The sequence below is a fragment of the Mucilaginibacter aquariorum genome (genome assembly GCF_024498135.1).
GTDB classification, from domain to species: Bacteria; Bacteroidota; Bacteroidia; order Sphingobacteriales; family Sphingobacteriaceae; genus Mucilaginibacter; species Mucilaginibacter aquariorum.
This window is the reverse complement of sequence record NZ_JANHOH010000002.1, coordinates 853600-874153: the sequence shown is the minus strand read 5'-3', so window position 1 is coordinate 874153 and position 20554 is coordinate 853600. Positions and strand designations below refer to the sequence as shown.

The window sequence follows — 20554 nt, the reverse complement described above, 5'->3', positions numbered from 1 at the left end:
GATGCTTTACGATAATTTATAGTGATGTATTAGATAACTTTAACATTGATCGCGTTCAGGCCTTTTTTCCCTTCTTGTACATCGTACGCTACCTGATCGTTTTCACGGATTTCGTCGATGAGTCCTGTAACATGAACGAATATCTCATTCCTGTTGTCATTTTGTGAAATGAATCCAAAACCTTTTTGGTTGTTGAAAAATTTCACGGTTCCTTCTTTTTGCATTGTATTTTAATTAATATGTAACAAGGTACGCATATTAATTGGTAAATAAACTGTTGAATTTTAATAGCTTATACAATAAGGACTATATGACATAGCCATTATAATTGAGAAGGCTTATGGGGCACTACGCTGTTTTAAATTACTTTGATGACAATTTTACCCCGCGTATGGTGCTGTTTGCTCAGTTCTTCGGCCTTCCGGGCCTCTTCCAGATTAAAGACAGCGGAAACCACCGGGCTAATTAACCCCTGATCGATCAATTCAGCAATTTCTTCGAGGTCACGGGCATAGGACTGTGCGGTAAAACCCTCCAGCCGGATATGCTTTTCTTTAGCCTCTTCCTGGTACTCGGGTGCGACGGTCGTTACCAGGATACCGCCCGGTTTGATCACAGTCAGGGAACGCTGCTGTGTTTCTTTCCCGATCAGGTCCAGTACCAGGTCGACATCCTTCACTTCCTCCTCGAAGCGCTGGTTATCATGGTCGATAGCCTGGTCGGCACCCAGCTGTTTAATAAAGGCCAGGTTATCTGCCGAGGCCGTGCCGATCACCTCAGCGCCTTTCCATTTGGCGAACTGAACGGCGAAACTCCCCACACCGCCGGAGGCGCCATGGATAAGTACCTTTTGATCCTTTTCCAGTTTGCCGAATTTAAACAAACCCTGCCAGGCGGTAAGACCTGCAAGCGGCACGGCTGCAGCCAGAATATGGTCAATACTTTGCGGCTTTAGGGCGATCTCGCTGGCTTTGATCACCAAATATTCGGCAAATGCGCCGTTCTGTGTGGGAAAAGGCCTGCCGTAAACCTCATCGCCGATGCTGAAATTGCGCACATGGCTGCCGGCCTGTTCGATGACGCCGGAAACGTCCCAGCCGATCGTTAATGGGAATTTGGTCGGAAATTTCGCCTGGGCTTCGCCCGCCACGATCTTGCCGTCAACCGGGTTCACGCTGCTGGCGTAGACCTTGATCAATACTTCATCCGCTTTGGGCTGCGGCACCACTATCTCTTCCAGTTCGAGCACATCCGGCCCGCCGAACTGGTGTATCCTGATTGCTTTCATAACTATTCCTCCTTGTCTTTAAAGGTTTCGATCTCTTCGCCTTTGTGCAGATGGCGATTGGGATGCTGGACTTCCAGTTCGCTGGTATCCAGTTCGCTGATATCCTGCGTTTGGGCTACAGCCTCCGGCAGTGTCTCATTTTCCCGGCCGTTACCCGAAGATTTCCCCTTGCGGTCGATCCGGCTCACGTCCTCATTTTTTGCCATGGTCATAGCGTTTAACTATCTAAAGCAACAGGCCAGTATTTTAAAGGTTTGCAAAGATGATGCAGATCATTTTTTTACAGGACAATGGCCATCCCTATCGACATGTTTCTATTTAATTTTGTTGTAAAAGAACCGAATCTACCTCATGGATACTTATATCTTTTCCCGTAAACAGGAACTGATCTTTGGCCTGATACATGGCGTTGGTATTATTTTCGGCGTCAGCGGCCTGCCGGTACTTACCGGAATCGCCACTGCTCATCATAATACGCCGGGTATCATCGGGGCAGGCATTTATGGCTTTTCCTTTTTATTGCTGTTTACCTGTTCGATGGTCTATCATTTAGCTCAAGAACCTGCCGTCAAACATGAATCTATGGCCCGACATTTAAAAAGAGATAATATATAATAGTAATTTTTGGGATTAAATTTTTAAACCTCAATACTTTTTTATATCTTCATATCATAAGATTTGCAATTAATCTTAGTCAAAAAGTGGTGAGTAATTCGGTGAGTAAGAATTTATATCCACGTAAAACATTGAATATCAAGCCGAAATTAGGGTAATACAAATCCCTCCGGCTCCACCCGAAGGGATAATCGTCAGATTATCCCTTTTTTTTTCAATCTCAAGCAATCCTTTCTGTTTCATTATCAGGTAATTATGATCCAATCCGGGGAGCATAGACGGTGTTCGATAGATACCATTTTGGTAGTACAAATTGCTGTCGAACACGGTGGAAACCATTGCGCGTTTTTTAATTGTATCCGATAATTCATAAATACCCTTCATGTCATTAAGCTTGTGGATATGGTCCTGGAACAATTTAAATCCTTCAGACATATTTATGCTCAATCGTTCAATGATGGCCCGTAGGGTGAATATTTCGCCATTGTAAGTTGATGACCAACGTTCATAGGTATCACGACCAATTTCGTTACTAATCCACTTTTCCTCCAATGCATAAAGCTTCTCCTGTACCCGCTCCAAATCTCCCTTTTTTTGCTTAGCGACCTCCTGATTCTCTCGAAATTTATCGTTCAAAGAGGCTTCTGCGCTTTCTTTAATAAACCGGATGTCATTCATTGGCAAACTCATGAGTTCGAAAATTTGAAGAAGTTGATCATGTGCCTTTACGGCGCTGAGATTAAGATGCTTGGAAAACTTGCATTTATAATAATAGTACCAATGATTTTTTCTATTTCGGGATGGGGCTCCGGACAAAGGCTGACCACAGTGGCATTTTAACACCCCTCTCAGTGGAATTTCATCATCGAGAGTTTTTTTACTTCTGTCCGGTTTTTCCATTTTTTTCTGAACGGTGTCCCAGGTCAACTTATCAATAATAGGTTCATGCCTTGCCGGAAAAATTCCACCGGGGTACTCCTTAAACGGTTTTACCTTAACCAAACCTGCATAGGCAGGGTTTGAAAGGACCCGTTCAATTGCCATATTGCCTTTGCGATTGAAGCCCATTTCAAATACTTGTTCCTTTATAATGTTTAAAGGAACATTCCGCAGATAATTCCGGAAAATAAAGAGTACGACTTTAGCCTGTTCCTCTACGATTTCCAGTGTCCGCTCTTTACCTTCACCAACTTTTTTGTAACCGAATGGTGGAAGATTACTTAAAAACCTACCCTCTTTCGCACGGGCGGTGTAATTACCCCCACGAATTTTTATACTTCGATTAATATTATCCTCTTCAGCAAGTAAGAGCTGAAGGCCAGTTCGGAAGTAACTACCGGGCGTATCATAATCAAAAATAATTCCCTCCGTAACGCTCACAATTTGGATATTGTATTTACGCTGAAGGTTTTTGACAAGTGTCATGGCTTCACCGGCATCGCGGCTGAATCTATCCAATTGATCGACAATCAAATAATCCACATCCTTCTGATGTTTTTTTATAAATTCCGTTAGTTTATTAAAATCGGGACGATCAAACGTTTTTGCACTATGCCCCCGGTCGATAAATGTGTCAACTAACAAAATTTTATTATATTCAATATATTGGTCAGTGTAAAGTTCCTGACGCTCAATCGATCCATTACTTTGTCCAAGATTGCTGAATCTTAGGTATCTAATTGCTCGTTTCATACAAATCTCTTAGTGTTGCCTCAACTATTATTTCTGCTATTAAATTTAGCAATTTTAACTTTTTTTCCCTATCATTCTCGGAATTATTTTCACTTATTTGTTCATCGAGTGACAATTTCGGGGACTTCTTTTTTTTTACCTCATTTTTTTGTGTGGCTGATTTTTTGACTGTTTTATTGGCCATAAAAATGGTATTACAGTTCGGACCGCAATGCTGACCTTTAATATCATTGCGGAAAAGTGATTTTTCATTAACAAAAAAATCCCTGCCGGAAACGACAGGAGCTATATTTATGTGAACGGGAACTATTACTTATCTACCGAGTTTCACACGATTTTCATTGTCCTGGTATTGCTGCAGACGAATGTTATTTTCAATCATTACGGATAATCCAGTCTCCGTCAGAGTGGTAACTTTTGCCGTTAACTTTTCCTCTATTGGGATACTCTCTTAGCAGCTCAGACACCATGAGAACGCAGGGGAAACTTTTTTTATAAAGAATGACCTATGTGTCATTGGGGATTTGCAGTCATCGTATCACTCGTTAATTTAACGCCATTTCAATTTAAGACGAATTGCATAACTTAGGGCTTTAAATACTTTTAACATAGTTTGCTGTGCCGACTATTTATTGTAGTAACTTTTATATATGTTCTCCAATGCTTTAAAAATAACAGGATACTACAGTGACAGGGATATCATGCTTTTTGAAAAAGAAGTGAAGTATCGTCAAGTACAAAAAGATCAAGTATTATTGATTAACGGTGAGATAGCTAAATCCGTTTTCTTCATTTTGAAAGGGACCATTTATCAGTATAACGTAAAATCTGATAATGAATACCATATAATCGACCTGCACATAGAAAATGAATGGTTTTTAAATCACAAAAGTTTTGTTTCGCAAACGCCATCCGAAAACATTATAGGTGCATTTACAGAAAGTAACCTTTTAGAACTTAGTATTGAATCTATACATTATCTCATAGGCCAATCTTCGGCGTTTCTACAATTGAATAAGCTATTTGAGGGTGCCACTGCAAGAGTTTATTTTTTTGACAATTCACTCACACCCTTGCAGAAATATCAGTTCATATTTGAAAATAAGCCTCAATTGCTACAAAAATTTCCTTTAAAGGTTATCGCGTCCTTTTTAAAGATAACACCGGAAACTCTAAGCAGAGTTCGGGAGAAATTTGCAAAAAACAAATTCACTTCTTGATTTCAATCAAGTGCTTTAAGGCATTTAAACCCCTATTTTTGTTTTTTATTTAAAGCAAACCAACTCAAATAACCCATGGAACACAGCGCTATATCAATACGGCCATTTATCGGAGCAAAAGATTTTGAACTATCAAGGAGCTTTTACCGCGACTTAGGTTTTCAGGAAAGTGTTTTGACCCCCTCCATGTCGTTATTTAAAATTCAGCAATTAGGATTTTATCTGCAAGATGCTTTTGTAAAGGATTGGATAGACAATACGATGGTATTTTTAGAAGTTGAGGATGTTGCCCGTTATTGGAACGAACTGGTAGCCTTAAACCTTCCAAATAAATATACAGGCGTAAAGCTCACTCCAATTCGTGTAGATCACTGGGGTAGAGAATGTTTTTTGCACGACCCATCCGGAATCCTTTGGCACTTTGGAGAATTTTTTAAATCAAAATAAGTTCAAAAATCACACGGTTTCTGTAGAACGTTGAGTGATATATTTTTAGAGGAAACCTTATCACAATTGCGCGGCAGGAATGCCGGCTTTTAAGATGTTGTAAAATTATCAATTATTCTTCAATAATGCCTGTTGTACGCGGTGTTACGACTATAATCAATAAACCTGCGCCGGTACTCCCGCTCTTCATTTAACCTTTTATAAAGAACATTACACCTCCATGCACAGGCACCGCAAGCTATGAAAGCAACTGCCAGGCAGGTTAATGTTTCCTTCCTCGCCTCCGCCTTTTGAGCATCAGTCATTTTATCCCTGGTATGTTTCCTTCCAACAGCCCCAAAAAAGGCGAACGTTGAAATGATACAGGCTAATAAGATATTACGGACAATGGCTTTCATGACATTAATTTATTAATTAAAATTACTAATTGGATTAGTAATTTACAAGCGTTTAATCAATTTAATTCGTAAATATTGTTGTTTTTACGGGCCGCCAAAACCCTTTGGCGAATGGTATCAAGTATCCCGGATTCCGGGATACCCTCAAAGCGGATAACTTTGTTTTCTTCATCCGTGCTTTTTAAGGTCAGGTACATCAGCTTAAATATTTGTAAAATAAAAGGCTGTGTAATAATATAATCCTTCACCCGAAACATCTCTACCTGGTCAATGCGTTTAAAGAATATCCCCTTAGTGATCAGGATATACTCTGCGCTAACCAAATATTTAAAACTACGGATATAAAGCAGCCTGTACCAGGCAACGCCGCATATGGCAAGGCTAAACAAAATAGAATAAGGCGAGAGGTACCAGGCCAGCAGGAGAAACGTCAGGGCCAGCATGACCAGCGGAAGCACTTTGAAAAAAGCGTACAGCATGGCCGGCCTTAATAGAATATCATCGTTCTGCGTCATGTTTTAATTGGTCTAAAAAGGTTAATGATCGGGCCGGTTTGCCGGTTCGGAAACGCGGACGAATACCGAAGGCATCCTGGAAGGCATGAAGTGAAATCTGCTCCTGATCGAAAACCCTTAACTGCTGATCGCGGTAAACATGAATTTCGTTGTCCTTATAGCATATCCGAATCGGGATATTCTTAATTGCGGCTGCTAATTTGATATCGGTGATATGCCCGACCAGGTCTTTGCCGAAAACCAGGGTAACTTTACGCCCAGGAAAATTCTGCCTGAGCCAATTCCCTTGTTCTATATGCAGCCTGTTGCCGATAGCCACAAATGCCAGTTGCTCCAGCCGTGGAAAACGATGGCGGTTAAGCGTGATAAACGCCATCGCTTCCATAACTGAATAAGTAATGATCAAATGGTTTGCATTAGGCAACCCGGCAACCCAGAGATTTTGGGTGGAGGGCACAATATGAAAACCTGAACCATAACGTTCAAACTGATCACCGTAACTAAAGGAAAGATTGGCCGCTCCATCAAAAAAGGTTTGAATTTCCGAAGGAATGCCCAGCCCTGTTAAAAGGGGATTCATCGTCCTTACCGTCCTTTACGGGATTGGGAACGTTCAAACTCGTGCGGCTTAAACCCATGCTGGTTCTCGATATCCTTGATCGCCTGGTAATAACCCGGGCTTAATTTTTCGGCCGCCGCTTGGTCGCGCTTCTTGTTGAATAAGGCATTCAGCCCTTTAAACACCATATAGGATAAGCCACCGTCCATCAGGATAGATGCCACCAGGGCCAGTTTATTGGACCGGATGCCGTGTTTATCAGTGACCGAATAGCTGAAACGGGTGCCGTCCGGTATCTGCACTTCCTTCCCCTTCCGGTAGTTTTCGGAATAATTGGAGGGGACCCTTTGGGGAGGAAACCGTTTATGCCGGAAATCTTTTGCAAACCCCACGACAGATCCGGGCTTGATTTTAGCTGCGCTTTTTACCCGTTTCGTTTAAAATATTCATTGATTAAATAAAAAAATGCCATTGGAGCCGCAGGCGATGAAGACTCCCAGGCGTGTGTCATGAGAGGCCGGTATTCGCCAATAAATGAGGATATTTGCTATCAAATAATCGCCATGGCAGTAACATCAGCAGCAATACCGGATTTTACATCCGAATACACCAGGCTTGTTCCCGAGATTTTGGAGCAGGCGCAATCCCTTTATGGAAAAAAGGTTAAGAAATGGGAATTTAATGAGATTTGCTATGAACCTGATGGCCCGTATTTAAGTTACCCGGAGAGCAACACTACCGGCCATCCAATAGAATATAAAGTAAACATCACTTTGCATTCAGGCGCGAAAACCAGCTATGACGAGGGCATATTTCAACTATCCCATGAGGTGATACATCTATTGTCGCCCAACGGGGATAATGAAACGAATAACCTGGAAGAAGGGCTTGCTGTTTATTTCTCAAAAGTTTATACAGAGGAGAAAACGAAGAACCTGAAAATCTTTCACACACCCACTCCGTATACAGGTTACCTTTATGCTTATAACATGGTTGCAGAACTCTTGAAACATGATAAGAATGCCGTACTAAAAGTTCGTACCATTAAAAAGAAGTTTGATAAGCCCAAAAAGAAGCATTTTAAGAAAGCTGGTGTTGTCGCGGATAAAAGCCTTATAGCAGGCCTGCTGGAAACATTTGAGCGCATTCGTCCGGTTGAAGATAAACCAGATCCGGTTAGCTGACTATAAAGCCCGCCGTCTTCGCGATTGGTAGCGAACTTGCTTACAAAGTGATCGGCAGGGATGGTATCTTTCACAAAAGCGCGATTGACGATCCGGCGCTGCCCCTGATCGGAGATATGACTGACGAATTGCCAGCGGATTGCCGGACGGTCATATTGCGTGGTAAGACCTATTGGGTAACGCCTGAGGATGTCTATCTGGAAAAGGCAGACGATGAAAAAAGAACCCGTTACCGGGTAGTTGCCATCGCGCAGGCTGATCACAATCAGTCAGCCCGACCGGCATTCCCGGTCAAGCTGCGGGCTATATCCACATATCCGCATGGGCCTACTTCCCATCGGAGAGATCCGCCAACGGTAAAATGCCAGCGTAGACATAACCCCAAAAGTCGATCTGCTCCGTCGGTACAGCAACGAAGCGCAGCTATTTACAGCGCAATCAACCCGTTTTTGCCATTCTTTTCATGAACCGGAAGAACGTCCTGCAAGAGGCAATGAAAAATAAAAGTTCGAGCCTTTGCCTACTTCGCTTTCCACCCATATTTTGCCGCCGTGCCGCCTGATAATTTCGGAGCTAAGGTACAAGCCTACACCGAAACCGGAGATATGCCGCGTATGATCGGTTTTCGCCCGGTAATAGCGGTCGAATATCCGGTCTATATCCTCCGGTTTGATGCCCATGCCCTCATCTCTTATACTCACAATCGCCATTTCCTCTTCCACATGGCAGCGGATATCAACGCGCCTGCCTTTCGGCGAATATTTAACGGCATTACCAATGAGGTTGGATATCACGGAACTGATCTTATCCCGGTCGGCGTGAACAGTGATCCGGTCGCATTCCTCCAGAGTGAAGTTATGGTTGCTGGCTGTTAGCCGGCTTTCCTCTATAATCTCCCGCAGCAGTACGTCCAGTTCAAAAGGTTGTTTTTCCATGAACAGCTGGCCTGCTTCAAGCCGCGAAACATTCAGAAAACCGTTGATCATAATGGCCATTTTTTTTACCAAACGGGTTGCTTTTTCCATTGCCCCGGGCAGGAAAGGGTCGTCGCTCTGCCGCAGATTAATATGAGCCATTTGAATTATCGCCGACAAGGAAGTCAGCGGCGTTTTAAGCTCATGACTGACCATGCCGATAAAATCGCTCTTCCGCTGTTCTTCCATCTTCTTTTCGGTAATATCCCGCGCAATTTTGGACAAACCGATGATCCTGCCCTCTTTATCTTTAACCGGGGAAATAGTCAGTGAGACGTCTAAAAGCTGTCCATTTTTTGTTAATCGTTTGGTCTCAAAATGATCTACCCTTTCGCCCTTTTTTAAACGGGCTAGTATTTCCGGCTCTTCTTCCAGTCTGTCCGGAGGGATAATTTTGTAAATCGTCTGTCCGATCATTTCTCCGGCCGTATAGCCGATCATTCGTTCGGCCGATGCATTCCAGCTGGTGATTACACTTTCCAGTGTTTTACTGATGATCGCATCGTCAGAGGACTCAACAATCGCTGCCAGTTTCGCACTCTTTTCTTCCGCCTGTTTGATGCCCGTGATGTCCAGGGTGATGATCAGGCCCTGCGTTGTTTCACCGGCTTCGTTTTTGAGCGGTACGAAATGCACGATGTAAAACTCTTCTGTTTCCGTCCGGCGTTCCACAGAGAACTTCTCGCCGGCGAGTACCCTGTCGTACAAATGCCTGAAGGACTCGTAGCGTTCGGGCGAAATCTCCAATGGGTGTTTGCCCTCATAATCCCGCTGAATGAAACCCATCTTTTCCATGAGGTCTCCTTCAATGGCAATATACCGGTGGCTTCGGTCGATCACAACGATCAACGAGCCGGGAATGTTCAGCGCAATGGAACGAAAGAGTTGCTCACTTTGCCGGAGACTGACCTGGGTGTCCAGCAGTTCTTCATTGGTGGTGGCCAGTTCTTCATTCACGGCCGCATATTCCTCGTTGGCAGCCGCCAATTCTTCGTTCGTGGCGGCCAATTCTTCATTAACGGCCTGAACGGCATTTTCCAGCAGCCATACCGCTATACGGGTTACCCTGCCGTCCCGGTTCTTTACCGGTGAACACAGAAAGCTGAGCAAAACGGTTTCTTTCTGTTCAAAGCCAGCCCCCAAATGTTCCGTTTGGTAGGTGGTATATGAGCGGCCCTCCCGAAGTGCTTTGCTCAGGGCGGCCTCGTCTACTTCCGGTTTTGGAAAGCGTTCCCCGTAATTTTTTCCCAGCAGGTCCTCACCGGGCCTGGCCATCAGCTTCAGAAAACGGGGATTAACAATTTCAATGATTTGAGTTGCCGCGTCCAGGATGCAAATACCTACCGGAGCGTTGGATATTACATTGCGCAGATCGTATTCGTCAATTAGTTGCATTACGATTAAAACATTTTGTTTAACGTGAAGATAATTGAACGCATGATTAAAACCAATCAAAAATGAAGATCGTACCGAGTATTTATTACATCGGCTGAGCCGCGGATTCATTAATTCCTTGACTGTATATTTCAGTGAAAGTTCATCGTAATATACAGTGAGAGGGACAATAGATTTTTAGAAAATAGTACGAAATTTGCGACATCAGATTCATTGGGTCATTAGCATTCGGAATTTAACATTGGTAGTCAATACCGAAAACCCTAAAAATCGTTCTGCATTGACAAATCCGGCAGTTAATCCTAAAAGGGTTGCCAGTTTAAGATTATGCTTCGGAGTCCGTTTTGCGCCTAAGTGCCTGAGCATCTCGTTTTTTAATTTAGATAATAAGCGCCCGGCTTATTAACAGCAATCATTTGTGAAGATATCGCTATATATTGATTATAATCTTCGAACAAACCAGTTGCACGTATTATTCTCAATTGCGACCAAAACGTTAATACAGGTAGATAGCGCATCGCGCCGTAAAATCATCAGGTCCCGATCAAGCTTTTTTAACGAATTCTGATTTGAGCGCCATTGCGCCAAAACCATCGATCTTACAGTCGATGTTGTGGTCGCTGTCCACCAGGCGGATGTTTTTAACCTTAGTGCCGGCTTTGATGGATTGCGGACTTCCTTTTACAGGGAGGTTTTTGATCGTGATCACCGTATCGCCATTTTCAAGCTTATTGCCGTTGCTGTCTCTCACCAGGAAGCCCTCTTCAATTGCGGGCTCTTCCGTTGATTTCCAGTCATGTCCGCATTCAGGACAAACTAATAAGCCTTCCAATTCATAAGTATAAGGGGATTGGCAGACGGGACAAGGGGCAAATTCACTCATGATTATTCAGTTTATGGAGAGCGCAAAGGTAACAATTGTTTAGGTCTTAGCGCCGATAGAAGCGAAAAACGAGAATCTCCGTCAGATTTATTTAAACGATTTGTTGATATTACCCATTTTTTTTCCTGAGCCGGATTATCATTCGTGGGATATTTAGTGAAGTACTTGCGGGATTTCAGTTTGATTCCATCCAATTTCAAAAGAGTGAAAGCCATCGACAAATTTATAATCGATAGTCCATCCGTATACTTTGCAAATATTTCTTACAATCGCTAAACCGAGACCGGTACCTTCTGATCCTGATCCTTTTTGAAAACGATTGAAAATTGCGGTGGAATCCAAAGTAACTGCTGACCCTGTATTTTCGAAAACAAGATGGGAACCGGTCAATATAATTTTAATATGCCCATTAGAATAATTATGCCTGATTGCGTTACTAATCAAATTATTTAATAAGATATCAATCAGGTATTTACTAACTTTTAGCTTCTTAACAGTTAAAGCAGTTTCCACTGTTATTTCCTTCGAGGAAAGTAACTCCTGAAATTGTTTTAATTTTTCTAAAATAACTTCCTGGAGCTCTGATTCTTCGGTATCAGTTATCAGATCGTTTTCTATTTTCACCAGTAATAACAGCGATTGGTTAAGCCGGGACAGTTTACCTGCAGCACTATAAATGTCCTGAATTTGATCAAATTGCTCCTTTCGTAATGTCTCATCTTGAATAAAGGTATCTAGCTTCGATGTAATTACGGCTAAAGGCGTAAGCATCTCATGGGAGGCATTGTCTGTGAAATGTTTTAAATTTTGATAGTCGCCTTTAACACGTTTAGCCATCAGATAAACGGCATCATCCAATTCGGCAAATTCATCAATTTTGCTTTCAACACGGTTAAATTCTACCGGTTCAGAAACGTTAAATGCCTTTAGCTGGCCAAGTATCCTATAAAATGGTTTCCAAAGATCGCCAAGTAAATACCGGTTCGTCAGAAACAGAACTAAAAATAAACCCAGTACCAATACTAAAGTGATGGTGGTTATTATCTGTAACAGGTACTCTGTGCTTTCTTTTGAGATAATTATATTAAACCGGTAAAGCCGGTCATTCAATGCCATCGTGCCTTCCACAGCACGACCTGCTCTTGTTCCTGCAAGCTTTGGATTATTGTATAGGGTATCGTAAAATCTTGTTGGAACGTGCTGGTCTTTAAGTAAGGCAAAAGTGGTTTGATCTTCATCAAAATCAACCTGTTTGGGTAATTCTTTTTTTAGGTTAACATAGCCAATCACTTCCGAAACCTCCTCCGATAGATGGTCGTCAAGCAAGGTTCTGGCAATGTGGTTGATGGCGAAATAATAAATAACGGCACCCACAATTAAAACAGAGAGCGTAACCACAATAGTAACCTTATTATAATGTGATGCTAACTTCATCTATCCGTAAATTTGTAGCCAATACCGTAAATAGACTTTAAGTAATCGTTAGAAGTAACATCAAGGATTTTTTTTCTTAAATTTTTGATGTGGGAATATATAAAATCGAAATTATCATGCATATCCATTTCGTCTCCCCATAAATGTTCAGCAAGGGCTGTTTTAGCGATTACTTTTCCTTTATTGGCAACAAAATATAAAAGCATGTCAAATTCTTTACGTGTTAAAATGATTTCCGTTCCGTTTATCGTTACTGTTCTTTCGATTAGGTCGATGCTTATCTCGTTAAAAATTACCTTATTATTACTATTGGTGGATTTGCGCCGGAAAACAGCAACTATCCTGGCTTTTAATTCAGACAAATGAAATGGTTTTGTAAGGTAATCGTCTGCGCCGATGTTGAGTCCTTTAATCCGGTCATCTAAAGAGTTTCTTGCTGAAATGATGATGACCGCTTCTGTTCTCATTTCATCTTTTAGATAGCGAAGCACCTCAAACCCTTCACCATCCGGTAGCCCAATATCTAAAAGCACAAAGTCATAGCTGTATAGGGAAAGCTTGGAAATGGCAGCTGCAAGGTTGGTGCAACTTTCGCATATATTTTTTTCCTCACTAAGATAGGTCAGCATGTTTTCACGAAGGCCCTTTTCATCTTCAACAATTAATATTTTCACAGTCTCTTAATTTACAACTAATAAACCACTATTGATGCTATCTATAAGCTGGTTAACATGCGGTCGATGTTTTTTTGTTTGTTTTTTTGCAATACGTTTTGGCCATAATGCGTAAAATACCTGTGTTTTTTTAACATCGTGACATTTGATAGTATCCACTCCCTTTCGGAATAAGATCTTCCTGTTTTAGCATGCCATTCCTTTCTTAGATTTTCAGCATAAGATACATACTGATCAAGAGACAAATGGAACATATCTGCATCACAGATAATCTGCTGTAATAAATCATTTGGCTTCTGAGGCATTTGGGTGGCCCCGATACAGGAAGTTACATGGAGAATAAAGTCTTCGTCAGCATTTAACTGCTTTAAAAAAGCGGTCGCTATTGCCTTGCTTTTTTCCTCGTGCCCTTCATAAGTATAGCAATAACCACTATCATGAAACCAGCCCGCGACAATTACAATTTCTGATTCTGTTTTATTTAGATTACATGCTAATCCGATTTCCCTGACAGCTTTGACAACCAATTCTGTATGTTTTATATTATGAAAAAACATATCATCAGGTAGCCGCTCTTTGAGCAGCTTTTTAACATAATCTTCTGATCGTTCAACCCGGCCACCCAATCCCATAATGTTTACTTTCATGCTATTTAAGGAAACAATCTGAATATAATCTGTATTACCTCATATATGCCGCTATTAATATAAATCGCTGTTTTATCGCCCACTCCAGTATTACTTCAGTATTCCTCTTTACCTTTAAATTAATCATTACACTATGGCAATAATAGAACCAACACGCCGTGATGTTCAGCATCCGTCAAATAATAAAAAGTACTCTTTGCCATTACGTGCCTGGCATTGGATTAACCTTTTAGTCATTAGTGGCTCGCTTACTACAGTCTTAATTAACTCGACTATTACAGATGACCACGCTACATCTGCATTAATGAAGGACGAATTGAAAAAAGCAGGCGTAACGATAATTGAAGACCAAGCAAGATCTGCAGCACATGCTTTGAGCGATAGTGTGTGGGGCATACATATTTATTTTGGTTATGCACTAGCCGGCCTGCTGACGTTCAGGCTGATACTGGAATTCTTTCAGTTAGCTGATCAAAAATTTCTCCGAAAAATCAAAAGTGCGTACGATCAATTCAATACTATTAAAAAGGATAGGGAGGCTGCCAGGCACGAGTTGACTGTAAAAATCATCTATGGAATGTTTTACTTGCTGCTTGTTGTAATGGTTTTTACAGGCTTATTTCTTGCCTTTGAAGATGCACTTGCGGCATACAAATCAATTCGTCATTCAGTTAAAGAAGTTCATGGCTTTTGCATGTATCTTATACTGGCATTTATTTCGGTGCATATTATTAGCGTTTTACTGGCGGAACGCAAACAAGGAAGCGGCATTGTTTCTGATATGATCAATGGCGGCAGTGGGCATAATTAACAGTTAATGGAAAGGCAGTTACAAACATACAGATCATCTAAGTCTCGGTTAACTACAAAACAATTAGAATACAATAAGACCAACGACTTGATTGTTGTATTTATTGAGATGTTAACTGAACCTAAGGATGCTGAATTTCTGTGGCTGGAGTTTAAGAAAAAAGGCTATAAGATGAGCATAAGTTCGTTTTACGGCCGACTTAAGAAACTTGTTGATGCCGGATTAATTGTTAAAATACATATTGCTAACAATAAATATGTTTATAACCATCCCTAATGGGGATGCTAACCTTTTAGAGGATGTTTTGTAACTGAAATTAAATAAAACATATGATAATGAGTAAAAAACATTTAGTTCTTATTCCCGCCTTGCTACTATAGCTAAGTGCCTGTCACAGTAACAGTGGGAAAGATAGTGAAAAAGTTGCCGAGCAAACTAATGAGGAGAAGGCAGACAGTAGTAAAACACTTGAGAAAATTGAAGATGACAGCAAATTTGTGGTGAAAGCCACAAGTGGTGTTACTATGGAAACCGAATTAGGCCAGTTTGCTGCGAAACACGCGTTAACGCCGGGTGTGAAAATGTTTGGGGAAACGATGATTAAGGATCACAGCAAAGACAAGCAATTGTTAACCAAATTGGCTTCGGATAAAAAAATCACCATACCTGCACAAACGGGTGAAGAATTCCAAAAGCATATCGATGAGATAACCAGTAAAAAAGGTATTGAGTTCGACAAGGCCTATATCAGTTTTATGGTCGGAGATCATCAAGAAGATATCAGCGAATTTTCGAAGGAAGCAAAAAATGGTAAAGATGCCGATATCAAAGCTTTTGCGACCAAAGATGTTCCCGTTCTGCAGCATCATTTGATGATGGCAAAAGAACTGAATGATAAGCTAAAGTAAGCCAGTCAGTAAACTAGTGTATCGGCAAATCGTTGTATGAACACATATGCGTTACCATTACTATAGCCTTTAAAAGCTCTAAAACAGTAAGGGGAAGCTTTTAAAGGCTATTTTACTTCCCATTTTGCGCATCATACTATGGAGCCCTCCAGACCCTACTAAAGATTGAACAATCCTGAGTGTCGGTAATCGTCCGATACTGTTTTGCAGGTTTAAACCGGGATAAGAAAGTACTTTAGCTTGCTATTTAAATTTTAGCGCAAGCGTAACAATATTTGAGTTTAAACCGGTTGAACGCATATAATGCCCTGCACGTAATTCCAGCGATGTAAAGTGTGCATTGCCAAACACGCCGGTAGGCGGAGACAACCTGATATTAGCACCAACAAAATTGCTGTGCAGGCTGGACAGGTCATAATCGCTGGTGTAAAATTGTGCCGACGGATCATGCTGACCGTATGGCGCGAAATACCGGGTACCTATTTGTGTATTGTAACGGTAAAAGGGACTTACCGAAACAAAGGAGGTTAATTTTACCGGGATCTCCACTTCGGCAGTATGTGCCCTTATGCCCCAATTATCCATGTAATACCTGTAAAAGGTGCGGACAACGAAGTGGTCATCTAAAAAGTAATTAAATCTTAACCCGATAGGGAGTTTGTAACGGTTATCAGGCAAGTTTTCTACCCGCACAGAACCATCCGTAAAATAATCCCGCTGGTACTTGGTGGCTAATAAGCCATGCTGGTAGGATGGTTCTACAATCAGCGCCATTTGTAAACGCTGCGTTAACACTTGTGAAAGTGAAAAGGATGTACTGAACGAATTGCGCGCCTTATAATCTACTGGTCTATTGTCTTCATGTTCAGAACCTGATCCATAGCCCGGGGGCCGAAGTTCCACCGGCAATATCACTTTCCATTTGTCTAAAAATACCTGTGCCTTAAAATCAAACTGCGTGTTTTTATTTTTAGACATACGGGTGATGTTGATGCCCCCACCGAATGATTGATAATCATATTCGCGTGAATAGGATGCAGTAAGACCAAAGGCATTCCCAGTTTTATCATTGGAAACCGTCCAGTTAAAAGATGGGTAAATACGGGTATCCTGGCTTGACGCCGATGAAACACTGTTAGGATCGATCTTGTCTGACGAGGCCGATGTATAATGATCAACACCTAACTCAAAATTAAACGTGTGCTTTTTACCTGTTTTGCTGTATTTCGACATTTGCAGATCGAAAGTATTAGCAAAATCAGTCAGCTTTTCTGTCCCTACGCCTCCCGTTACGGCTGAGTTATTTCCGGTTTGATGGTAGTACGCCGATACAAAATTGATCTCATCAATCTTCAGCTTTCGCGATTCATAATTAGTGGAATCTTTAACCGGTTGCGGTTTGGTTTGTGCGTGTGATGCCAATATGCCCATATACATGGCCAATACACCTAAATATATTTTTCTCATTTAAGTGTTTATTTAATTACATCCACAACCACCACCACTTTTGCCACCGTTGGCACCGGACCCACCTTCCCGATAGAGCTGAAAACTTTGTTCAAACTTCTGCGATTTACGCGCCGTCAGGTCCATTTCACTGTCATTAAGCCGGTTTTTTTGGTATGGTTTGACAGAGACGCAGGATGAAAGACTATACATTGCGCATGCGCAAATGAGAGTTATTACACGTAGGGGGGCTTTTATCATGTTATTTAATATTGATGTTTTTTGATGTATAAACTTTGCTGTCATCTGAAATGATCACGCAGGCTACATTTTGCAGTTGGTTGATCAAATTGAGCCCTACATAGGCACCCATGACCGTAACAGGGGTAGCCATGGCGTCGGCGAATTCAGCGCTTGGACTGATAATACTAACGCTTTTAATTCCGCTTACCGGCAGACCGGTCTTGGGATCAATGGTATGTGAATATTTTTTTCCGTCAATAACTACATATTTTGCATAGTTACCGGATGTGGCTATGGCCATATTGCTAATATTTAGTGTGGAAAATGGTGTTACTGCCTGATCCGGGTCGGCAATCGCTATCGTCCAGGGTTTGCCGTTGGGTTGTAATCCCCAGGTAACCAGGTCGCCAGCAGCATTTACAATACCGCTTTTAACCCCGTTTTGCTGCAAAATAGCCTTGGCTTTATCTGCGGCATATCCTTTACCAATACCGCCGAAGCCTATACGCATACCTTGTTCTTTTAAAAAAACGGTTGTGTTTTCATTATCCAATATTACGTTTTGGTAATTGATCAATCGTACAGAAGCTTGAGCTGTCGCAACATCAGGCAAAGCCTTCATATTCATGTCGAAATTCCACAGGCACTTATCAATCGAGCCATAGGTAATATCAAAAGCACCCTGCGTTAATTCAGAAATCTTTAGCGAACGCGCTATAAGATCGAATACGTCCTGGTCTACTTTAACAGGAGCAATACCGGCATTAGCATTTATCCGGTTGGTTTGGCTATCGTCACTGAATGTTGTAAGTTGTTTTTCAATGCGCTGAATCTCAGCTATAGCTATATCGATTCTAGTTTCCGCCCAGTGTTTGTCATCGGCAACTACACTTATTTCAAACCGGTTACCCATCAATTTGAGACCCCGCTTGTGAACGGTTTCAATGGCTTGCATTTGCGGTTTGATTAATTTGATCTACAAACTTCTGTGGGGTTACATTAGGGAAGCCTTCCCATTTTTTTAACACTTTACCATTTTCGTCAACCAGCAGGGTTAGCGGAAACTCGCCGTCTGGATTGTATCTATCCGCTAAAGTTTCATTTCTTTTTACCTGTTCTTTAGGTAGTTGATTTTTCTTTTGACGGGGAAAATCGGCCCTTACTAACACCAAGTGACCGGAAGCGTAATCTTCAAATATTTTGGTTTCCAGTATCTCTTTTCGTGTACGGATGCAAGGACCGCACCAGTCGCTTCCCGAAAAGTTTATAATAATCAGTTTGTGCGTTTTTTGTGCTTCTTTTAGCGCCTCGTTAAAATCGCCTGACCAATTGATTGCAGGCGTTGCAAAAGCAAATAATATTATAACAAGTATCTGTTTCATGGTTTTTAATTTTAAGAATATATCCGTAATGATGTGCCTCTGATCGGCTTGTATCGCAGGCCGCTAACGAAAGATTGTATTCTCGCAATACAAGCGTTTTGATATACAAGTTTAAACGCCAATTCTGGATTTAATATGAATTTCGGGGTATACCTTATTAATTAACAATTTTTAACAATTAAATGACCAGGATCATTTCCCATTGATCAGTTTGGCCATAACAAATGCAGCACCGGCAGCCAGAGCGCCTATTACAACAACCTTAAACGCACCGCTTATAGCCGGCTGGCCGGTAAGCTTGCTTTTAAAATAGCCGAATATAAAAAGGCTAATCAATGTTACGATGCAGGAATAAACTAGTGCTGTTTGAGAATTATTTTCCAGGAGATAAGGAGAAAGCGGAATAATACCGCCCACAATATAAGACAAGCCAATGGTAACGGCACTTTTAGTGGCCCGGTTAGCTTGAGGTTCCTCCAGACCTAATTCATAGCGCATCATGAAATCTACCCACTTATGTGTGTCTTTTGCCATCTCATCGGCAACCTGCTGCTGCAAAGCTTCGGACAGTCCGAATGCCGCGAATACTTCCTTTACTTCCGCCTTTTCCTGCTCCGGCACACGTTCTACCTCATCGTACTCGCGCTTTAATTCAGAATTATAATGGTCAGATTCCGTTCGCCCGGCTAAAAAGCCACCCAAGCCCATCGCTATTGAACCCGCTACGATCTCTGCAATGCCCGCGGTTACAACAATGCCAGAAGAACTTATGGCCCCGCTTAGGCCGGCAGCAAGCGCAAAGGGGACTGTTAAACCATCTGACATTCCGATAACTATATCTCGTATAGTTTCAGAGCCGGTTACATGATTTTCTTTATGCATGAGAATTGACTATTCATAGTTTGAAAAATATTACAATCGGTCAAAGTTTCTTTTAAAAATTAGGTTATCAACACTAAACATTGAGTCAACCGCTATCAATTTTATCATTAAATGCTGAATAAAATCTGGAGTTTAAAAGAAATCAATATTGATTTTTACTAAGCAAGTGACCTTCTACGCGCTAATGGTGGATTATACAAATTCAAAGCAGAATTGATTTTTCTCCATGGCTCAAACAAATAAACTCAACGCCGCGCCTATAATCGGCAGGTGGATGATCAGCTGGTGAATGTGTGTTTGGCTCATGGTTTTTTTAACGAAAGTCAGCATTTGACCAACCTATCTAAGTAATTATAATCAAACATATTAATGACAATCGACATTAATATATAGTCCGTGGATAGCCATCTTTGGGATCTTGAAACTCACTTTCTTAAACTTCAGTTTTCCTACAGATTTAAATGATTGTTCGTTGACAATCACCTCATTTGAGATCAATAACGATTAAATATTATTCCTAACTTTACAAAGTTTTGAAAAACGTCACCGCGATATTACTCTTAACAGCCTATCTGTTTTCAACGACTGAACTTCATCAGTTGTTGAAAATACCTATGTTTTTTGAGCACTTTGCACAACACCGCATAGAAAACAAAAGCATCTCGCTCCTCCAGTTTTTGGATATGCATTACATGCATGGAAGTCCGAAAGATAAAGACTACGATGATGATATGAAACTTCCGTTCAAGAAGACTGATAATTGTGCAGCAACAGTTTCGCCGGTAGATTTTCCGCCATGCCTGCAAACGCTGACAATTCCGTTAATTTCATTGGTAGAAGTGAAGACCGCCATTCCGCAGGAACAGTTTATTCCAACCTTTCACTTAACGGGTATCTGGCAACCGCCGAAATCTTGCTGATTAGTTTCCTATCAATTTTATAAATAGTGTTTAGCTT

The 20554-nt window shown here is 41.4% G+C and carries 26 protein-coding genes and 1 pseudogene; 8 read left to right on the top strand and 19 right to left on the bottom strand.

Features of this window, described 5'->3' with window-relative positions:
* Window positions 1-29 precede the first annotated feature (29 nt).
* The 3 genes from NPE20_RS14970 to NPE20_RS14960 all read right to left on the bottom strand — a co-directional run bounded on the left by NPE20_RS14970 (window position 30) and on the right by NPE20_RS14960 (window position 1494).
* Window positions 30-224 (bottom strand): cold-shock protein, encoded by a 195-nt coding sequence (locus NPE20_RS14970; protein WP_256539473.1) that lies wholly within the window; start codon window positions 222-224, stop codon window positions 30-32.
* Window positions 225-358: 134 nt separating this feature from the next.
* Window positions 359-1288, bottom strand: coding sequence for an NADP-dependent oxidoreductase (locus NPE20_RS14965; RefSeq protein ID WP_256539472.1), 930 nt, complete (start codon window positions 1286-1288; stop codon window positions 359-361).
* 2 nt (window positions 1289-1290) lie between these two features.
* A complete protein-coding gene (locus tag NPE20_RS14960; protein WP_256539471.1) occupies window positions 1291-1494 on the bottom strand; it encodes a hypothetical protein in 204 nt (67 codons plus the stop codon).
* 145 nt (window positions 1495-1639) lie between these two features.
* Between NPE20_RS14960 and NPE20_RS14955 the strand changes: the two genes are divergently transcribed.
* Entirely contained in the window at window positions 1640-1903 is a 264-nt protein-coding gene (locus tag NPE20_RS14955) for a hemolysin III family protein (RefSeq protein WP_256539470.1), read from the top strand.
* 138 nt (window positions 1904-2041) lie between these two features.
* Here NPE20_RS14955 and NPE20_RS14950 read toward each other — a convergent pair whose 3' ends face one another.
* Complete coding sequence (locus NPE20_RS14950; protein WP_256539469.1) at window positions 2042-3595, bottom strand: recombinase family protein; 1554 nt, start codon at window positions 3593-3595, stop codon at window positions 2042-2044.
* The gene (locus NPE20_RS14945; protein WP_256539468.1) at window positions 3579-3779 is read right to left on the bottom strand and encodes a hypothetical protein; all 201 of its coding nucleotides are present in this window, start codon (window positions 3777-3779) and stop codon (window positions 3579-3581) included. Before NPE20_RS14945 ends, NPE20_RS14950 begins: the two co-directional genes overlap by 17 nt.
* A 466-nt stretch (window positions 3780-4245) precedes the next feature.
* Between NPE20_RS14945 and NPE20_RS14940 the strand changes: the two genes are divergently transcribed.
* Both NPE20_RS14940 and NPE20_RS14935 read left to right on the top strand, forming a co-directional pair.
* Window positions 4246-4815 (top strand): Crp/Fnr family transcriptional regulator, encoded by a 570-nt coding sequence (locus NPE20_RS14940; protein WP_256539467.1) that lies wholly within the window; start codon window positions 4246-4248, stop codon window positions 4813-4815.
* 75 nt (window positions 4816-4890) lie between these two features.
* The gene (locus tag NPE20_RS14935) at window positions 4891-5262 is read left to right on the top strand and encodes a VOC family protein (protein ID WP_256539466.1); all 372 of its coding nucleotides are present in this window, start codon (window positions 4891-4893) and stop codon (window positions 5260-5262) included.
* Between the two features lie 119 nt (window positions 5263-5381).
* Here NPE20_RS14935 and NPE20_RS14930 read toward each other — a convergent pair whose 3' ends face one another.
* From NPE20_RS14930 to NPE20_RS14915, 4 genes are read right to left on the bottom strand one after another with little or no spacing between them, the layout of a single operon-like run.
* Window positions 5382-5660: a hypothetical protein gene (locus tag NPE20_RS14930; protein ID WP_256539465.1), complete on the bottom strand. Its 279-nt coding sequence runs from the start codon at window positions 5658-5660 to the stop codon at window positions 5382-5384.
* A 56-nt stretch (window positions 5661-5716) separates the two neighbouring features.
* The gene (locus NPE20_RS14925) at window positions 5717-6175 is read right to left on the bottom strand and encodes a PH domain-containing protein (RefSeq protein ID WP_256539464.1); all 459 of its coding nucleotides are present in this window, start codon (window positions 6173-6175) and stop codon (window positions 5717-5719) included.
* On the bottom strand, window positions 6159-6755 hold the full coding sequence (locus NPE20_RS14920; protein ID WP_256539463.1) for a hypothetical protein: 597 nt from the start codon (window positions 6753-6755) through the stop codon (window positions 6159-6161). The genes NPE20_RS14925 and NPE20_RS14920 overlap by 17 nt, the downstream gene beginning before the upstream one ends.
* A gap of 5 nt (window positions 6756-6760) precedes the next feature.
* Complete coding sequence (locus tag NPE20_RS14915) at window positions 6761-7126, bottom strand: hypothetical protein (RefSeq protein WP_256539462.1); 366 nt, start codon at window positions 7124-7126, stop codon at window positions 6761-6763.
* A gap of 171 nt (window positions 7127-7297) precedes the next feature.
* Between NPE20_RS14915 and NPE20_RS14910 the strand changes: the two genes are divergently transcribed.
* Window positions 7298-7918: a hypothetical protein gene (locus NPE20_RS14910; RefSeq protein ID WP_256539461.1), complete on the top strand. Its 621-nt coding sequence runs from the start codon at window positions 7298-7300 to the stop codon at window positions 7916-7918.
* A gap of 461 nt (window positions 7919-8379) precedes the next feature.
* Here the strand turns inward: NPE20_RS14910 and NPE20_RS14905 are convergent, their stop codons facing one another.
* The 5 genes from NPE20_RS14905 to NPE20_RS14885 form a co-directional block, all read right to left on the bottom strand.
* Window positions 8380-10287 carry a PAS domain S-box protein gene (locus NPE20_RS14905; RefSeq protein ID WP_256539460.1) on the bottom strand — a complete coding sequence of 636 codons (1908 nt, stop codon included), beginning with the start codon at window positions 10285-10287 and terminating at the stop codon, window positions 8380-8382.
* A gap of 544 nt (window positions 10288-10831) precedes the next feature.
* Entirely contained in the window at window positions 10832-11170 is a 339-nt protein-coding gene (locus NPE20_RS14900; RefSeq protein ID WP_256539459.1) for a zinc ribbon domain-containing protein YjdM, read from the bottom strand.
* Between the two features lie 153 nt (window positions 11171-11323).
* The gene (locus NPE20_RS26970) at window positions 11324-12604 is read right to left on the bottom strand and encodes a sensor histidine kinase (RefSeq protein WP_494337225.1); all 1281 of its coding nucleotides are present in this window, start codon (window positions 12602-12604) and stop codon (window positions 11324-11326) included.
* On the bottom strand, window positions 12601-13278 hold the full coding sequence (locus tag NPE20_RS14890; RefSeq protein ID WP_256539457.1) for a response regulator transcription factor: 678 nt from the start codon (window positions 13276-13278) through the stop codon (window positions 12601-12603). Before NPE20_RS14890 ends, NPE20_RS26970 begins: the two co-directional genes overlap by 4 nt.
* Before the next feature lie 41 nt (window positions 13279-13319).
* Entirely contained in the window at window positions 13320-13925 is a 606-nt protein-coding gene (locus tag NPE20_RS14885) for an HD domain-containing protein (protein WP_256539456.1), read from the bottom strand.
* 133 nt (window positions 13926-14058) lie between these two features.
* Between NPE20_RS14885 and NPE20_RS14880 the strand changes: the two genes are divergently transcribed.
* The 3 genes and pseudogenes from NPE20_RS14880 to NPE20_RS14870 all read left to right on the top strand — a co-directional run.
* A complete protein-coding gene (locus NPE20_RS14880; protein WP_256539455.1) occupies window positions 14059-14736 on the top strand; it encodes a cytochrome b/b6 domain-containing protein in 678 nt (225 codons plus the stop codon).
* Between the two features lie 6 nt (window positions 14737-14742).
* On the top strand, window positions 14743-15012 hold the full coding sequence (locus NPE20_RS14875; protein ID WP_256539454.1) for a helix-turn-helix domain-containing protein: 270 nt from the start codon (window positions 14743-14745) through the stop codon (window positions 15010-15012).
* 188 nt (window positions 15013-15200) lie between these two features.
* A pseudogene (locus tag NPE20_RS14870) lies at window positions 15201-15644 on the top strand (DUF4142 domain-containing protein); the annotation flags it as partial.
* Window positions 15645-15887: 243 nt separating this feature from the next.
* Here the strand turns inward: NPE20_RS14870 and NPE20_RS14865 are convergent.
* The 5 genes from NPE20_RS14865 to NPE20_RS14845 all read right to left on the bottom strand — a co-directional run bounded on the left by NPE20_RS14865 (window position 15888) and on the right by NPE20_RS14845 (window position 19597).
* A complete protein-coding gene (locus NPE20_RS14865) occupies window positions 15888-17111 on the bottom strand; it encodes a DUF3570 domain-containing protein (RefSeq protein ID WP_256539453.1) in 1224 nt (407 codons plus the stop codon).
* A 12-nt stretch (window positions 17112-17123) separates the two neighbouring features.
* Window positions 17124-17303, bottom strand: coding sequence for a DUF4266 domain-containing protein (locus NPE20_RS14860; RefSeq protein WP_256539492.1), 180 nt, complete (start codon window positions 17301-17303; stop codon window positions 17124-17126).
* A gap of 49 nt (window positions 17304-17352) precedes the next feature.
* Window positions 17353-18288 carry an FAD:protein FMN transferase gene (locus NPE20_RS14855; RefSeq protein WP_256539452.1) on the bottom strand — a complete coding sequence of 312 codons (936 nt, stop codon included), beginning with the start codon at window positions 18286-18288 and terminating at the stop codon, window positions 17353-17355.
* Window positions 18275-18715 carry a thioredoxin family protein gene (locus NPE20_RS14850; protein ID WP_256539451.1) on the bottom strand — a complete coding sequence of 147 codons (441 nt, stop codon included), beginning with the start codon at window positions 18713-18715 and terminating at the stop codon, window positions 18275-18277. Before NPE20_RS14850 ends, NPE20_RS14855 begins: the two co-directional genes overlap by 14 nt.
* A 192-nt stretch (window positions 18716-18907) precedes the next feature.
* Entirely contained in the window at window positions 18908-19597 is a 690-nt protein-coding gene (locus NPE20_RS14845; RefSeq protein ID WP_256539450.1) for a VIT1/CCC1 transporter family protein, read from the bottom strand.
* Between the two features lie 533 nt (window positions 19598-20130).
* Here NPE20_RS14845 and NPE20_RS14840 point away from each other — a divergent pair.
* Window positions 20131-20517 (top strand): hypothetical protein, encoded by a 387-nt coding sequence (locus NPE20_RS14840; protein WP_256539449.1) that lies wholly within the window; start codon window positions 20131-20133, stop codon window positions 20515-20517.
* Window positions 20518-20554: the final 37 nt, after the last annotated feature.

Coding starts and splice junctions, on each gene's coding strand:
- NPE20_RS14920 (WP_256539463.1), bottom strand. CDS start 6,755: ATGAATCCCCTTTTAACAGGGCTGGGCATTCCTTCGGAAATTCAAACC.
- NPE20_RS14865 (WP_256539453.1), bottom strand. CDS start 17,111: ATGAGAAAAATATATTTAGGTGTATTGGCCATGTATATGGGCATATTG.
- NPE20_RS14850 (WP_256539451.1), bottom strand. CDS start 18,715: ATGAAACAGATACTTGTTATAATATTATTTGCTTTTGCAACGCCTGCA.
- NPE20_RS14855 (WP_256539452.1), bottom strand. CDS start 18,288: ATGCAAGCCATTGAAACCGTTCACAAGCGGGGTCTCAAATTGATGGGT.
- NPE20_RS14970 (WP_256539473.1), bottom strand. CDS start 224: ATGCAAAAAGAAGGAACCGTGAAATTTTTCAACAACCAAAAAGGTTTT.
- NPE20_RS14860 (WP_256539492.1), bottom strand. CDS start 17,303: ATGTATAGTCTTTCATCCTGCGTCTCTGTCAAACCATACCAAAAAAAC.
- NPE20_RS14955 (WP_256539470.1), top strand. CDS start 1,640: ATGGATACTTATATCTTTTCCCGTAAACAGGAACTGATCTTTGGCCTG.
- NPE20_RS14925 (WP_256539464.1), bottom strand. CDS start 6,175: ATGACGCAGAACGATGATATTCTATTAAGGCCGGCCATGCTGTACGCT.
- NPE20_RS14880 (WP_256539455.1), top strand. CDS start 14,059: ATGGCAATAATAGAACCAACACGCCGTGATGTTCAGCATCCGTCAAAT.
- NPE20_RS26970 (WP_494337225.1), bottom strand. CDS start 12,604: ATGAAGTTAGCATCACATTATAATAAGGTTACTATTGTGGTTACGCTC.
- NPE20_RS14965 (WP_256539472.1), bottom strand. CDS start 1,288: ATGAAAGCAATCAGGATACACCAGTTCGGCGGGCCGGATGTGCTCGAA.
- NPE20_RS14900 (WP_256539459.1), bottom strand. CDS start 11,170: ATGAGTGAATTTGCCCCTTGTCCCGTCTGCCAATCCCCTTATACTTAT.
- NPE20_RS14905 (WP_256539460.1), bottom strand. CDS start 10,287: ATGCAACTAATTGACGAATACGATCTGCGCAATGTAATATCCAACGCT.
- NPE20_RS14935 (WP_256539466.1), top strand. CDS start 4,891: ATGGAACACAGCGCTATATCAATACGGCCATTTATCGGAGCAAAAGAT.
- NPE20_RS14960 (WP_256539471.1), bottom strand. CDS start 1,494: ATGGCAAAAAATGAGGACGTGAGCCGGATCGACCGCAAGGGGAAATCT.
- NPE20_RS14945 (WP_256539468.1), bottom strand. CDS start 3,779: ATGGCCAATAAAACAGTCAAAAAATCAGCCACACAAAAAAATGAGGTA.
- NPE20_RS14910 (WP_256539461.1), top strand. CDS start 7,298: ATGGCAGTAACATCAGCAGCAATACCGGATTTTACATCCGAATACACC.
- NPE20_RS14930 (WP_256539465.1), bottom strand. CDS start 5,660: ATGAAAGCCATTGTCCGTAATATCTTATTAGCCTGTATCATTTCAACG.
- NPE20_RS14885 (WP_256539456.1), bottom strand. CDS start 13,925: ATGAAAGTAAACATTATGGGATTGGGTGGCCGGGTTGAACGATCAGAA.
- NPE20_RS14950 (WP_256539469.1), bottom strand. CDS start 3,595: ATGAAACGAGCAATTAGATACCTAAGATTCAGCAATCTTGGACAAAGT.
- NPE20_RS14875 (WP_256539454.1), top strand. CDS start 14,743: ATGGAAAGGCAGTTACAAACATACAGATCATCTAAGTCTCGGTTAACT.
- NPE20_RS14940 (WP_256539467.1), top strand. CDS start 4,246: ATGTTCTCCAATGCTTTAAAAATAACAGGATACTACAGTGACAGGGAT.
- NPE20_RS14845 (WP_256539450.1), bottom strand. CDS start 19,597: ATGCATAAAGAAAATCATGTAACCGGCTCTGAAACTATACGAGATATA.